Annotated in this window: 11 protein-coding genes; 9 read left to right on the plus strand and 2 right to left on the minus strand. The window is 54.8% G+C overall.

Translation table 11 applies throughout. The features are described 5' to 3' along the window. Positions 1-55 precede the first annotated feature (55 nt). On the plus strand, positions 56-1,402 hold the full coding sequence (locus tag MUG06_RS10590) for an Nramp family divalent metal transporter (RefSeq protein WP_243078575.1): 1,347 nt from the start codon (positions 56-58) through the stop codon (positions 1,400-1,402). Between the two features lie 31 nt (positions 1,403-1,433). Here the strand turns inward: MUG06_RS10590 and yacL are convergent, their stop codons facing one another. Beyond that, a complete protein-coding gene (gene yacL, locus MUG06_RS10595) occupies positions 1,434-1,808 on the minus strand; it encodes a protein YacL (RefSeq protein WP_215847605.1) in 375 nt (124 codons plus the stop codon). 217 nt (positions 1,809-2,025) lie between these two features. On the opposite strand from yacL, the gene MUG06_RS10600 reads away from it, so the two are divergent. From MUG06_RS10600 to MUG06_RS10635, 8 genes are all read left to right on the plus strand, one after another. After that, positions 2,026-2,940 carry a LysR family transcriptional regulator gene (locus tag MUG06_RS10600; RefSeq protein WP_243078576.1) on the plus strand — a complete coding sequence of 305 codons (915 nt, stop codon included), beginning with the start codon at positions 2,026-2,028 and terminating at the stop codon, positions 2,938-2,940. Positions 2,941-3,074: 134 nt separating this feature from the next. After that, entirely contained in the window at positions 3,075-4,502 is a 1,428-nt protein-coding gene (locus MUG06_RS10605) for a M20 family metallopeptidase (protein ID WP_243078577.1), read from the plus strand. Between the two features lie 16 nt (positions 4,503-4,518). Continuing rightward, positions 4,519-6,111, plus strand: a complete 1,593-nt coding sequence (locus MUG06_RS10610; protein WP_243078578.1) for an ABC transporter substrate-binding protein — start codon at positions 4,519-4,521, stop codon at positions 6,109-6,111. A gap of 12 nt (positions 6,112-6,123) precedes the next feature. Next, positions 6,124-7,197, plus strand: coding sequence for an ABC transporter permease (locus tag MUG06_RS10615; RefSeq protein ID WP_243078579.1), 1,074 nt, complete (start codon positions 6,124-6,126; stop codon positions 7,195-7,197). Beyond that, positions 7,194-8,129 carry an ABC transporter permease gene (locus tag MUG06_RS10620; protein WP_215847607.1) on the plus strand — a complete coding sequence of 312 codons (936 nt, stop codon included), beginning with the start codon at positions 7,194-7,196 and terminating at the stop codon, positions 8,127-8,129. The genes MUG06_RS10615 and MUG06_RS10620 overlap by 4 nt, the downstream gene beginning before the upstream one ends. Next, positions 8,122-8,988, plus strand: a complete 867-nt coding sequence (locus MUG06_RS10625; protein WP_215847608.1) for an ABC transporter ATP-binding protein — start codon at positions 8,122-8,124, stop codon at positions 8,986-8,988. Before MUG06_RS10620 ends, MUG06_RS10625 begins: the two co-directional genes overlap by 8 nt. Then, the gene (locus MUG06_RS10630) at positions 8,985-9,749 is read left to right on the plus strand and encodes an ABC transporter ATP-binding protein (protein ID WP_215847609.1); all 765 of its coding nucleotides are present in this window, start codon (positions 8,985-8,987) and stop codon (positions 9,747-9,749) included. The genes MUG06_RS10625 and MUG06_RS10630 overlap by 4 nt, the downstream gene beginning before the upstream one ends. Positions 9,750-9,752: 3 nt before the next feature. Beyond that, positions 9,753-11,048, plus strand: a complete 1,296-nt coding sequence (locus MUG06_RS10635) for an MmgE/PrpD family protein (protein WP_243078580.1) — start codon at positions 9,753-9,755, stop codon at positions 11,046-11,048. A 52-nt stretch (positions 11,049-11,100) separates the two neighbouring features. On the opposite strand, the gene acnB is transcribed toward MUG06_RS10635, so the two are convergent. Continuing rightward, complete coding sequence (gene acnB / locus MUG06_RS10640) at positions 11,101-13,698, minus strand: bifunctional aconitate hydratase 2/2-methylisocitrate dehydratase (protein ID WP_215847611.1); 2,598 nt, start codon at positions 13,696-13,698, stop codon at positions 11,101-11,103. Positions 13,699-13,925: the final 227 nt, after the last annotated feature.

The following is a 13,925-nucleotide window of genomic DNA, read 5'->3' on the forward strand; positions in this document are numbered from 1 at the left end:
ACGCGCAAAAAGAGCAAAAATGCCATTGCAGTCACCCTCATTGTGAGGCTTCACCATGAGTACATCGCAACAAGAAATCAGCATCCCGGTCGCCGATCACCACTTGCCGACCACCTTTCGTGGGTATCTGCGCAGTTTTGGTCCTGGCTTAGTGCTGGCGATGACCTTTCTCGGCACCGGTGATCTGGTGGCTTCCACCGTCGCGGGCGCTAATTATGATTATGACCTGCTCTGGACGCTGATCATTGCCCTGCTCGCGCGTGGTTTTATGATCTCCTACATCGCCAAATACACCTTGATGAACCGCTTTGGTGATAACGACATTATTCAAGGCTACAAACGCGTCTGGCGCGGCTTTCCGCTGTTTTTTGGCATCCTGATCGCCATTGTGGCGTTCGTGGTGCAGATGAGTTTTTTACGTGCCGGCGCGGTGGGTCTTTATCAGCTTTTTAATCATTTCGGCGGCGAAACCTGGGGCGTGTTTCTCTGGAGCGTGGTGATTGTGAGCATGACGCTGCTGATGATGCTGACACGCAATCAATATCGTCACCTCGAAACGCTGGCGCGAATTGCGTCGGTAATTATGATTGGCTCGTTTTTGTATGCGATGATCAAGGTCGGTCATTTTGATGTTAGCGGCTTTCTGCGCGGCCTGACTTTCGGCCTGCCGGAAAACGCCGGGCCTTTTTTTGCCGTGTTCATTGCTGTCTCGACCATTGGCGCGATTGGCGGCTCCACCAGCAACCTGCTCTATCCCGGTTTCATGCGTGACAAAGGTTGGGTTGGGCCGAAATACCGCAAGCTACAACAGCTTGACTTGCTGTTTGGCATGTTACCGATGCTGGTGATTAACGTGCTGTTCTGGAGTGTGGCCGCCGAAGTGGTGCACGGTTCGGGCAGCACCATCGCCGATGAAAATGATCTTTCTGCTATGATGTCCAGCGTCGTCGGCCCAGCCGGGCCTTACTTGCTGTGGACCTGTATTTTTCTCGCCAGCTTTACCAGTTTTCCTTCGCAGTCTCGCGGCTTCTGTTCATTGATTTTCAGTTGTGTGCATCACACGGGAAACCTGAATCAACGTTACGCAACACCAGATGATAATCCGTGGTTTAAGCGGGTGCAGATTGCGGTCTATATCATTCTGCCGATTCTTGTCACCTTTCCCGGTGCGCCAGATTTAGTGATGCTGAATATCCTCGGCACCAGCGTCGCGACCTCTTTGGTCTTGCCGCCGCTGCTGGTTGGGCTGTTTATCATGACCAGCCGCAAGCGTTTCATGATGGAAGGTCAGGCAAATCGCCTGTGGGAACAGGCGTTGTTGGGGGTGATTTCACTGATTGGAATCTGGTCGACGTTTGAAATTGTGCGCAATTTCTTTCGTCAGATAGCGCATATACTTTAAGCCGGAACGCAGGTTGAGCGGCGAATGCGGCTCAACCTTTATGGCCATATTGCTGGAGGAATTGGCGATAAGCGGCGATCACCAACAAAAAATCCTCTACACCACAGAATGACAGGCTCTCTTCATCGTAATAGTTCATGCCTTCTTCCATACCGTCATCTTCCAGTGCCAGCAGATTAGCGCGGATCATCACCTCTTCTTCATCCAGCAAAATGGTGTATTCGCTGCCGACGCGCTGCCATTGTCGCACGCTGCCTTTTACCTCTTCGATGGCCGCTTCCACTTCATCCAGCAATCCGAGATCATTTTTCACTTCTTCATTAAACCAATGGCCAACTGCTTCATGATCCATCGACATGCGCACTTTAATCTGGCCCGTTACATCTCGTAAAAACTCATATTCCATTGCGTTATCCTCTTGCTCTCGCGGCTCACCTTGCACTCCCTGAGTGCATTTTGTGCGCAGCCTGCCCTCTACATTGTGACAGATGGCGCATTATTGCAGGCCACAGCGCCCTTTGCAGCGTTTTTCCCTTGATGAAAGTCTGGCGCGTTTCTTGCGTGTAACAAAGTGTGTAATCCCGCAGACGTTGCTTTCCCATTCATCCAAAGAGGTCCCTGCTATGGAATTGAAATGGTTTGAAGATTTTCTCAGCGTTGCCCGCAGTAACAGTTTTACCCGCGCTGCCGATGAGCGTCACATTACTCAATCCGCCCTGAGTCGTCGGATACGGCAATTAGAAGAGTGGCTTGGCGTGCCGCTGTTTAATCGCAAAACCTATCCGGTGACCTTAACCCCAGAGGGGCAAATCTTTCTTGCTACCGCCAGGGAAACGGTATTCTCCATGACGCATCTGCGTAACGATTTACATCAACGCTTTCGTTCACGTACTGCGGTGCTGCGTTTTGCCATGCTGAATACCCTTTCGCTGACCTTTTTTCCTGACTGGATTCAGCGGCTCAATTTGAAACAACAGCTGGGCTACATTCGTATGTGCAATTCGAAACCGAGTTTTATTGAGCATATCGCCACGCTTCACAGCGGTGAAACCGATTTTCTCCTGACTTATGCCCATGATGCCGTGTCGCTGATCCATCAGCTCGCGCCTTATCCGATGGTGCAACTGGGACGTGAGCGCGCCATTGCTGTTTGTCGTCCCGACAGCAGCGGCAAGCCGCTCTATCCGGTTGATCCGCATGGCGGACCGATTCCGTGGATCAGCTACGGACAACACTCCTTTTTTGCCCATGCGCTGGCACAAATGCTGAGTGAACGTCCTTTGCCATTGGAAGCGGTATACGAAAACGGTATGTCGGTGAATTTGAAAGCGATGGTGCTGGCAGGTGGCGGCGTCGCCTGGCTGCCGCTCAGCCTGATTCATCAGGAACTGGCCAGCGGCATGCTGGTACGCGCAGACGACAGCCGCTGGGATATGTCGCTGGCGATCCGCCTCTATCGACAACCGGTGTTACAGAACCCGCAGGCGGAATTGCTGTGGGATCGGGTACAGCAACTTCAACCCGCTACTGCGGCGTGAATGAAAACTATGCAATTTTGGAATGGGTTGTGTGAATTGCTCATTGGCCTTTTGCCAACCTGTTCGCCCATGCTGACGACACAGAGACGTGAAAGCGTCTGCCGCTGTGCGGATCAACCAATCTGGGGATTGCAATGGAAAACAAAGCGTTAGTCTGGAAGTGGGTTGAAGAACACCAAGCAACTTTTTGTGCACTCAGCGATCGGGTCTGGGGTATGCCAGAGATTTGTTATACCGAATACCGCTCGGTCGCTGAGCATACCGCGATGCTAAAACAGCAAGGATTCCGTGTGACCGAAAACGTTGCGGATATTCCCACTGCCGTGATGGGTGAAGCGGGCGATGGCGGGCCGATCATCGCTTTCTTGGGTGAATATGATGCGTTGCCCGGATTGAGTCAGGCGGCAGGCGTAGCGTCCTATTCACCCTTGCCAGGCAACGGCAACGGCCATGGCTGCGGTCACAACTTATTGGGTTCAGCCGCCATGCTGGCCGCCACTGCGATGAAAGCCTGGTTGGAAGAAACCGGCCTCCCTGGCCGCGTACGCTACTACGGATGTCCCGCGGAAGAAGGCGGTGCAGCTAAATCCTTTATGGCGCGCGCTGGCGCATTTGACGGCGTTGATGTAGCGATTACCTGGCACCCTAGCGCTCATCATGAGGTGGCAAAACCGCTGTCACTGGCGAATACCCGCATGGACTTTTTCTTCACTGGCCGTTCTTCTCACGCCGCCGCCTCGCCGCATTTGGGCCGCAGCGCGTTAGATGGTGTCGAACTGATGAACGTTGGCGTGCAGTATCTGCGTGAACACGTGCCACAGGATTCGCGTATTCACTACGCCATGCTCGATTCTGGTGGTATCGCACCCAACGTGGTGCAGGCGAAAGCTGCGGTGCGCTATGCCATTCGCTCACGCGATGTTCACGCCATGTTTGATCTTAACGAACGCGTCAAACGCGTGGCGCAAGGTGCGGCGATGATGACTGACACTAAAGTGGAGATCAGCATCATGAGCGCGGTGTCCAACCTGTTGGGCAACCGTCCATTGGAAGAAGCGATGCAGCGCAATCTTGAGGCGCTTGGGCCGGTGGCTTTCGACCAAGCCGACCTCGCTTTTGCGGCCGACATTCAAGCGACCTTGTCGCCCGAAGAGATCGACAGCTGCTACCGCAAAACCGGCGTGAAACCGGCTAATCCTAAGCCGCTCAGCGATTACATCATTCCTCTCGATACACAGGGTGAAGTGATGATTGGCTCGACCGACGTTGGTGACGTCAGTTGGGTGATTCCGACCGTGCAGGCGCATGTGCCGACCATGGCCATTGGCACGCCGGGCCATTCATGGCAACTGACTGCGCAAGGCAAAATGCCCGCCGCGCACAAAGGCCTGACGCATGTAGCCAAAGTCATGGCGGCGACCGCAGTTGATGTGCTGACAGACAAAGTGCTGTTGGCTCAGGTGAAAAAAGCGCATTTCGAACAGATCAGTGAAAAGCCTTATCACTGCCCGATTCCACCCGACGTTAAGCCACCGATTCAGCCACGCCCGGATAACCTGTAATCCTCTGGAGAGAATAATGAAAGCAATACAGATTACCGTCGCGTTAGCGTTGGCTGGGGCCTGCTGCGCGCCGCTTCAGGCTGCTACCCCGCCCGATTCACTGGTGATGGCGTGGAACATTGACGCCATTAGCACCTGGGATCCGGCCCAAATTGGCGAAGTGGTGACCAGTGAAATCTACGCGAATACCTGCGACACGTTAGTGGATTTTAAGCTGAGCGATGAAAAAGAGCTGGTGCCAAACCTGGCGAAAACCTGGGATGTTTCAGCCGATCGCAAAACGATCACCTTTCACTTGCAGGACAATCTGAAATTCGCCGATGGATCGTCCGCCACCGCAGGCGATCTGGCCTGGTCAATGCAGCGCGTGGTGAAACTCGGATACGGCAACGCCGCAGCGATTAAAGAGTACGGTTTCACCAAAGAAAACGTTGATAGCCTGATTACCGCGCCTGACGACAACACGCTGGTGATGGCCTTCGATAAAGCCTATCCCACCAATCTTCTCCTTCAGGCGATTGCCGCCAACAACGTCTCTTCGCTGCTCAATCGCAAATGGGTCGAACAGCAAGCGGTGGACGGCGATCTCGGGCATAAATATCTCTCTACGCATACCGCCTGTGTTGGGCCGTATCAGATGATGCGCTGGAATGCGGGCGAAGGCGTGGTGCTTCAGGCTTCACCCCATTATTGGGGCAAAGCGCCGGCACTAAAACGCGTGTTGATTCGTCACGTTGCAGAAACCGGCACGCAGCGGCTGTTATTAACCAAAGGCGATGTGGATATTGCTCGCGATCTCTCCGCTGACGATCTTAAAACGCTGGATGAAGGCGGTCAGGTCAAAGTGGAAAAAGCCCTTAAACCGCAGCTTTTTTTCTGGACCTTCAACAATGAAGATCCCATTTTCAAGAATGAAAAAGTGCGTCTGGCGATGCGTTATCTGATCGATTACGACGGCCTGGCGAAAAGCGTCATGCCCTACCTTGGCGTCCCTCACGCCAGCTTCGTGCAGCTTGGCGCCTTTGGTGCGCTGGATGAACAGGCGGGCCAACCGTTTAAACTCGATCTCGACAAAGCCAAACAACTGCTAACCGAAGCCGGTTATCCCAATGGTTTCAGCGCGTCGGTGATCTTCGGCACTCTGCCGCACTCCGCGCCAATTGCGCAAAGTGTGCAGCAGAATGCCGCGAGGATCGGCGTCAAGTTAACCCTTGAACGCATGGCGAACGCCCAACTGTTTAGCCGGGCGCGGGGCCGCGAATTCCAGAGTGCGATGATGGCATGGCAAACATCTGTGCCCGATGCCTACGGCAACGCCTCGCGCTTAGTGTTCAATCCTGACAACCGCAAAGAAGCCCGCGCGACGCAATATCCTAGCTGGCGTGCTGCCTACTACGACCCGACGATGAACCAAAAGGTCAATGCCGCCTTGCTGGAACCGGATGACATCAAGCGCAGCGCGATGTATGCCGATCTGCAACGTGAGCAGATGGAGAAAGGCCCGATGGCGATCATGTTCCAGATGTACAACAGCGCCGGGATCAGTCCGGTGGTGAAGAACTGGACCTGGAACGGTTTCCGCGTCTGGTACGGTGACGCAAGCAAGTAACGGAGGTAACAGATGTCTCAGGTGATCACACCCACATCGATCAATACCTCGCCCTCTCCCTTATGGCGCCTTTGCAGGCGCCTGTTTCGGGGGCTAATTTCAATCGCTTTTACCCTGCTGGGACTGGCCGCATTAACCTTCTTTATTGGCCGACTGCTGCCGATCGATCCGGTCGTTGCAGTGATTGGTGATAACGCCAGTCAGGAAGCCTACGACAAGATGTTTCATCAGTTGGGGCTGGATCAACCGCTGTGGCAGCAATTTATCGATTACGTCTGGCAGCTGCTGCATTTCAACTTTGGTACCGCGTTGACCACCAGCCATCCCGTGGCTGAAGACATTGCCCGCGTGTTTCCGGCCACGTTGGAGCTGGCCACCGTGGCGGCGATCCTGGGTGTTGGACTCGGCATTCCGGCGGGGGTTTATGCCGCAATGTACCGTAATTCGTGGTTCGATCATCTCATCCGTTTCGTTGGCTTATTAAGCTATTCCACACCTCATTTCTGGCTCGGTTTAATGGGATTACTGCTGTTTTATGCCACTTTGGGCTGGATCGGCGGGCCCGGACGCATCGATTTTCTCTATGAGTTTGACTTGCAACCGGTGACCGGATTCTGGCTGATCGACAGCGCATTAAGCGGCAACTGGGCGGTATTCAAAAATGTGTTCGGCCACATCATTTTGCCCGCCTCGATTCTTGGCCTGAGCGCGCTGGCCTACATCAGCCGTATGACGCGCAGCTTTATGATTGAGCAGCTGTCGCAGGAGTACATCATCACCGCACGCGTCAAGGGGTTGTCGTGGTCGCGCTGTGTCTGGATCCACGCCTTCCGCAATATCGCCGTGCCGACGCTCACTGTGGTGGCGCTATCCTGGGCCTGGCTGCTGGAGGGCGCAGTGCTGACCGAAACGGTGTTTGCCTGGCCCGGTTTTGGCCGCTACCTGACGAATGCACTGCTGGCGGGAGACATGAACGCGGTGGTCGGCTGCACGCTGCTGATTGGTGCGATCTTTGTTGGCCTGAATATTCTCTGCGATCTGCTGTATCGCATCTTCGATCCGCGAACCCGTCAGGAGGGTCAATGACCGATTCTGCCCATAAAACCCTGCGAGTCCGTCCTCAGAGCGGCCTGCGTGCCTGGCTGAGCGATCCGGCTCCACACTCTCCGTTGCAGGCGCAGGTTCAGCTCGGCTGGATCCAGTGGCGCCGTTTTTGCGCCAACCACTCCGCGCTGTTTGGTTTGCTGGTATTGCTGGTGATTATCGCGGCAGCGCTGTTTGCGCCGTGGCTGGCCACGCAGGATATCTTCGCGCAGAACCTGGCGTTTCGCCTGCAAGCGCCCAATGCCCAGCACTGGTTGGGCACCGATGAGCTGGGACGCGATATCTTTAGCCGCCTGCTCTACGGTGCACGCATTACCTTGTATATCGCTGCACTCACCGCTCTGATCATCACGCCGCTCGGCCTGCTGATTGGCACCGCCGCAGGTTATCTGGGCGGCTGGGTCGATACGGTGTTGATGCGATTAGTTGATATCTTTCTCGCCTTTCCCAGCCTGATTCTGGCGCTGGCGTTTGTCGCTGCACTCGGCCCCGGCATCGAAAACGCCATCATCGCCATTTCTCTCTCCGCGTGGCCGCCGATTGCTCGCCTGGCACGCGCCGAGACGCTGGCAATCCGCAAGATGGATTACATTGCGGCGGTGCGGCTACAAGGTGCGTCTTCGTGGCACATCATCGTACGTCACATCATTCCAATGTGCCTGCCTTCGGTGGTGGTGCGCGTCACGCTCAATATGGCGGCGATCATTCTCACTGCCGCCGGGCTGGGCTTTCTCGGTTTGGGCGCACAAGCCCCCAGCCCGGAATGGGGCGCGATGCTGGCTTCAGGTCGTGAGTTCATGCTGAACAACGGTTGGATCGCCGCCATTCCCGGTTTAGCCATCCTTTTCACCAGTCTGGCTTTCAATTTGTTGGGTGATGGCCTGCGCGACGTAATGGATATTCGCCATGAGTAATCAACTGCTGAAGGTAGAGAATCTCAATATCGTTTTCAAAGGCGCGCATGAAGATCATCACGCGGTACGCGACGTCAGTTTTCAAGTCGGGCGTGAAAAAGTCGCGATCGTCGGTGAATCCGGTTCCGGCAAATCACAAACCTGCCGCGCACTGCTAAAACTCACCCCGAAAATCGCTCAGGTAAGCGCGACGAAAATGCAGTTTGGTGACATTGATTTGCTCAACAGCAGCGAGCGAAAAATGCGCACGGTTCGTGGCAATCGCATTTCGATGATTTTGCAGGATCCGCGTTTTTCTCTGAATCCGCTGATGCGCATTGGCGATCAGGTGGCGGAAGCCTGGCGCATTCACAGCCGCGTGAGCCGAAAGGAAGCGCAGACACGGGCGCGTGAAATGCTGGCTTCAGTGCATATCCGTGAAGTGGAGAAAGTCGCACAGCTTTACCCGCATGAAATTTCGGGCGGCATGGGACAGCGCGTGATGATTGCCATGATGCTGATCCCCGAACCCGATTTGATTATTGCCGATGAACCGACCTCGGCGCTGGACGTTACCGTGCGTCAGCAGGTGTTGCATATTTTGGATGAGCAGCTGTCACGACGTCAGACCGGTTTGTTGTTCATTACCCACGATCTCAATCTGGTTTCACGTTTCTGCGATCGCGTGCTGGTGATGTACGCCGGACGCATTGTTGAAGAAATTCGCGCTGATCGGCTGGAACACGCCCAGCATCCTTACACGCAGGCATTGCTGGCCAGCCAGCCGCGACTGCATCATCCCGTTGAATTGCTTCGCGTGCCCAGGCGTGATCCTGCCTGGTTACATGGCCCCCGTTTCCGTGATGGAGTTGCCCTATGACCCCGATTCCAGGCACTGAACGCAGTATCGAAACGGTTAATCTCAGCATCGCATTCGGTAAAGGTGCGCAATATCGTCAGGTAGTCGATGACGTCAGCATCACGCTGGCGCATGGCGATTGTTATGGTTTGATCGGCGAATCGGGTTGTGGGAAATCCACCATTTTGCGTGCCCTCGCCGGCCTTAATCACGATTACCAAGGTCATATCCTGTTCAATAACCGTGAGCAGCAGCCGCTGCGCGATAAAGCATTTTATCGTCAGGTTCAGATGGTATTTCAGGATCCTTATGCCTCGCTGCATCCGCGCAAAATGGTGTGGAACAGCCTGCGAGAACCCTTGAAGCTGCATCGGATGGATCGTCATGAAGCCCGCATCAGCGATGTGTTGAATGCAGTGGGCCTGTCAGATGCGTTTCGTTATCGCTATCCCCATCAGCTTTCGGGTGGGCAACGCCAGCGCGTGGCGATTGCGCGTGCGCTGATTCTTGAGCCTTCGGTGTTATTGCTGGATGAGCCGACCTCGGCGCTGGATGTCTCGGTGCAGGCTGAAATTTTGAACCTGCTCAGCGTGATGCGAAAACAGCGGCAATTAACCTATCTGATGGTGACGCACGATTTGGCGGTAGTGACGCATTTGTGTCAACGCGTCGGCATTATGCATCACGGCAAGCTGCTGGAAGAGTTGAGCGCCGATACGTTACGGCGCGGTGCCGCTAATGAACCTTACACGCGCCAGTTTCTGGCTGCCAGCGAGGCATAACTGATGACGTTGATCGAAACTTTAGCGCGCTGGTGTGCCGAGCCGCCCGCCTTCTCGCCTCACGCACAGCAGCTGGCGCGTGAGGCTATTACCGACACGCTGGCCTGCCTGGTTGCCGGGCGCGACGATTTTTCTACCCGCGCCGTAGCACAAGCCTGGACTGCCGATGCCCGCAGCGTGGCGGTCGATGCACTGATTAACGCGACCGCAGCGCATGCAATCGACTTTGACGACAACTTCGCGCCGGGGATGAGCCACGCTTCTGCCGTTTTAGTGCCGGCGCTGCTCGCGGTGGCACTGGCTGAAAAGTGCAGCGGATCAGCGCTGATCAAAGCCTATTTAATTGGCTTGCAGGCGCAGGCATTTATCGGCGATGCGGTGGGATATGGTCATTACACCGCAGGCTGGCACGGCACCTCAACCGTTGGTTGCATTGGCAGCGCGGCGGGCGTGGCGGCGTTGATGGGTCACGATGCGGTGGCGATTGCGCGTTCGCTGAGCATTGCCGTTAGCCTTGCTAGCGGTGTAAAAGGCCAGTTCGGTACGCCATTAAAACCCTTCCATGCCGGGATGGCGGCACGTAACGCCGTTGACGCCGCAACGCTGGCAAGCACCGGTATCAGCGGACGTCTGGACATCATTGAATGCCCAATGGGGTTTGCTGAACTCTACAATGGGAGGCTGCAGGTGCCAACGCTGCCGGAAAGCAGCGATCCGCATGTAATTGAAAGCATCGGCGTGATGCCAAAGAAACATCCCTGCTGCGGTTCTACTCATCGCATTCTCGACGCCATTGCCGACCTGCAACAGCAGCAGCAGTTTCAGTTGGATGATATTGAACAGATACATTGTCAGGTGGGCATTGCGAACTGGCGTAACCTCGCCTATCCACAGCCAGAAGATGAGATGCAGGCACGCTTTTCCATGCCCTATTGCGTGGCGGTGATGTTGCAGCGAGGTGCATTAAGCGTGGCCGATTTTACTGCCGAGGCGGTAAAGCATCAGGCAAAAAATCCCTTGTTATTGCGGGTAAAAATGGACGCCTGGACGCCAGAGCAGGAAGCAGAACAGCGCGATTTACCGCATATACTGACGCTGACGCTAAAAGAAGGTCGAGAAATCATCCATTCACGTTATCAGGCCAAAGGAACGCAAGCTGAACCTTTTAGTGAGGCGGAGCGGCGATCAAAATTTTTGGATTGCTGTGGCGAACTCACCGATCGGGAGCGGCTTTTTTCTCGCTTGTCTGCGCTGGAACAGGAAACTACGCTGCATTTTTTACGGGAAATGATGGCGTAAACAGAAAAGAAAAAGGGGCGAATCATCGCCCCTTGTTGCTATCGCTTGTCGATTAAACCGCGGTCTGGAAAATCACGCCGTCGGCTTTCTCAGTGTACTGATCCAGCTTATCGAAGTTCAGGTAGCGGTAAGTATCGGTGGCAGTCTTATCCACCTGCGCCATGAACTGCTGATACTCTTCTGGCGTAGGCAGCTTGCCTAACAGAGAAGAGACCGCAGCCAGTTCCGCTGACGCCAGGAAGACATTCGCGCCGGTTCCCAAACGGTTCGGGAAGTTACGGGTTGAAGTCGATACCACGGTTGCGCCGTCTGCTACACGTGCCTGGTTACCCATACACAGTGAACAGCCTGGAATCTCGATACGTGCACCGCTCTTACCGAAGACGCTGTAATAGCCCTCTTCTGTCAGCTGCGCGGCATCCATTTTGGTTGGCGGAGCCACCCAAAGACGCGTTGGCAACTGACCTTTGTGACTGTCGAGCAGTTTACCGGCAGCGCGGAAGTGACCGATGTTGGTCATGCATGAACCGATGAAGACTTCATCGATCTTCTCGCCCTGTACGTCAGACAACCAGCGAGCATCGTCTGGATCGTTCGGTGCGCACAGGATCGGCTCTTTGATCTCAGCCAGATCGATATCGATAACGGCGGCATATTCTGCATCCGCATCGGCTTCAAGCAGCTGAGGATCGTCCAACCATTTCTGCATGCCTTCAACACGGCGCTCAAGCGTACGACGATCGCCATAACCTTCAGCAATCATCCACTTCAGCAGCACGATATTGGAGCTGAGGTACTCTTTGATCGGTGCCTGATCCAGCTTGATGGTACAGCCTGCGGCAGAACGTTCTGCTGACGCATCGGTCAGTTCGAATGCCTGCTCAACTTTCAGATCTGGCAAGCCTTCAATTTCCAGGATGCGGCCAGAGAAGATGTTTTTCTTCCCTTTCTTCTCAACGGTCAGCAAACCTTGCTTGATGGCGTAAAGCGGAATCGCATGCACCAGATCGCGCAACGTGATGCCCGGCTCCATCTTACCTTTGAAGCGCACCAGCACCGATTCCGGCATGTCGAGCGGCATCACGCCCGTTGCAGCAGCAAACGCCACCAGACCAGAACCCGCCGGGAAAGAGATACCGATTGGGAAACGGGTGTGAGAATCACCGCCGGTGCCGACCGTATCTGGCAGCAGCATGCGGTTCAGCCATGAGTGAATCACGCCGTCGCCTGGACGCAGTGACACACCGCCACGGTTCATGATGAAGTCTGGCAGCGTATGGTGCGTGTTCACGTCAACCGGCTTTGGATATGCCGCAGTGTGACAGAACGACTGCATCACCAGATCGGTGGAGAAGCCAAGACACGCCAAATCTTTCAGTTCATCACGGGTCATTGGACCGGTAGTGTCCTGAGAACCGACGGAAGTCATTTTTGGTTCGCAATAGGCGCCTGGGCGAATGCCGACGGTGCCGCATGCACGACCCACCATCTTCTGTGCCAGCGAGTAACCGCGGCTGCTTTCTGCCACATCTTTCGCCTGGCGGAAGACATTGCTGATCGGCAAGCCCAGTGACTCACGCGCTTTGCTGGTCAAGCCGCGACCGATGATCAGCGGAATACGGCCACCGGCGCGGACTTCGTCAATCAGAACTTCGGTTTTCAGCTCAAAGTTAGCGAGCAGATCGCCGGTTTCATGGTTGCGGACTTCGCCTTTGAACGGATAGATGTCAATAACATCACCCATGTTCAGGTCGCTAACGTCGACTTCGATTGGCAGTGCACCGGCATCTTCCATAGTGTTAAAGAAGATTGGCGCAATTTTGCTGCCCAATACCACGCCGCCGCCTTTCTTGTTTGGCACGTTCGGGATGTCGTCACCCATAAACCACAGCACCGAGTTGGTGGCAGATTTACGTGATGAACCGGTACCGACAACATCACCGACGTACGCCAGCGGGAAGCCTTTGGCTTGCAGCGCTTCGATCTGTTTGATCGGGCCGACACTGCCTGCTTCATCTGGCTCAATGCCTTCACGGGCATTTTTCAGCATCGCTAAAGCATGCAATGGGATGTCTGGACGTGACCACGCATCCGGCGCTGGAGAGAGGTCATCCGTGTTGGTTTCACCGGTTACTTTGAAAACTGTAACAGTGATTTTTTCTGCTAACTCTGGACGAGACAGATACCACTCGGCGTCTGCCCAGGATTGCATCACCTGTTTGGCATATTCATTGCCCGCTTTGGCTTTCTCTTCTACATCGTAGAAGCTGTCAAACATCAGCAGCGTGCGAGAAAGCGCCTTCGCAGAGATAGGTGCCAGTTTGGCATCATCAAGAGCTTCAATCAGCGGATGAATGTTGTAACCGCCTTGCATGGTGCCGAGCAGTTCAACCGCTTTTTCAGGGGATACCAGAGGAGAGGTTGCTTCGCCCTTGGCGATGGCCGCCAGGAATCCCGCTTTTACATACGCCGCTTCATCGACGCCGGGTGGAACACGGTTGACCAAAAGATCGATCAAAAATTCATCTTCACCCGCAGGCGGGCTTTTCAGCAGTTCAACCAGCGCGGCCATCTGGGAAGCATCTAAAGGCTTAGCTACGATTCCCTGGGCTGCACGCTCGGCAACGTGCTTACGGTATTCTTCTAGCACGACTTTCTCCTCGCTCTCATTGTATGGGTTTCCGGTGCACCCCGATGACAAAGCATTCCGTGAGTAGGGTAAGGTGCCCGGTTCCGCGTGGGGCAGCATAGCAGGATTTCGCCTGATTGTTAATCTGTTTACAAAAAAGCAACATTGTTAACTTCTGTAGCAGATTTAGCTAGAAAACGCCGTTGAGACGAAAAAAAGCAGGGCATTACGCACCTGCTTTTTAACTA

It is taken from the genome of Pantoea sp. MQR6 (assembly GCF_022761075.1).
Taxonomy (GTDB): domain Bacteria; phylum Pseudomonadota; class Gammaproteobacteria; order Enterobacterales; family Enterobacteriaceae; genus Pantoea; species Pantoea phytostimulans.

Coding starts and splice junctions, on each gene's coding strand:
- MUG06_RS10600 (WP_243078576.1), top strand. CDS start 2,026: ATGGAATTGAAATGGTTTGAAGATTTTCTCAGCGTTGCCCGCAGTAAC.
- MUG06_RS10615 (WP_243078579.1), top strand. CDS start 6,124: ATGTCTCAGGTGATCACACCCACATCGATCAATACCTCGCCCTCTCCC.
- MUG06_RS10635 (WP_243078580.1), top strand. CDS start 9,753: ATGACGTTGATCGAAACTTTAGCGCGCTGGTGTGCCGAGCCGCCCGCC.
- MUG06_RS10630 (WP_215847609.1), top strand. CDS start 8,985: ATGACCCCGATTCCAGGCACTGAACGCAGTATCGAAACGGTTAATCTC.
- MUG06_RS10605 (WP_243078577.1), top strand. CDS start 3,075: ATGGAAAACAAAGCGTTAGTCTGGAAGTGGGTTGAAGAACACCAAGCA.
- MUG06_RS10610 (WP_243078578.1), top strand. CDS start 4,519: ATGAAAGCAATACAGATTACCGTCGCGTTAGCGTTGGCTGGGGCCTGC.
- yacL (WP_215847605.1), bottom strand. CDS start 1,808: ATGGAATATGAGTTTTTACGAGATGTAACGGGCCAGATTAAAGTGCGC.
- MUG06_RS10590 (WP_243078575.1), top strand. CDS start 56: ATGAGTACATCGCAACAAGAAATCAGCATCCCGGTCGCCGATCACCAC.
- MUG06_RS10625 (WP_215847608.1), top strand. CDS start 8,122: ATGAGTAATCAACTGCTGAAGGTAGAGAATCTCAATATCGTTTTCAAA.
- MUG06_RS10620 (WP_215847607.1), top strand. CDS start 7,194: ATGACCGATTCTGCCCATAAAACCCTGCGAGTCCGTCCTCAGAGCGGC.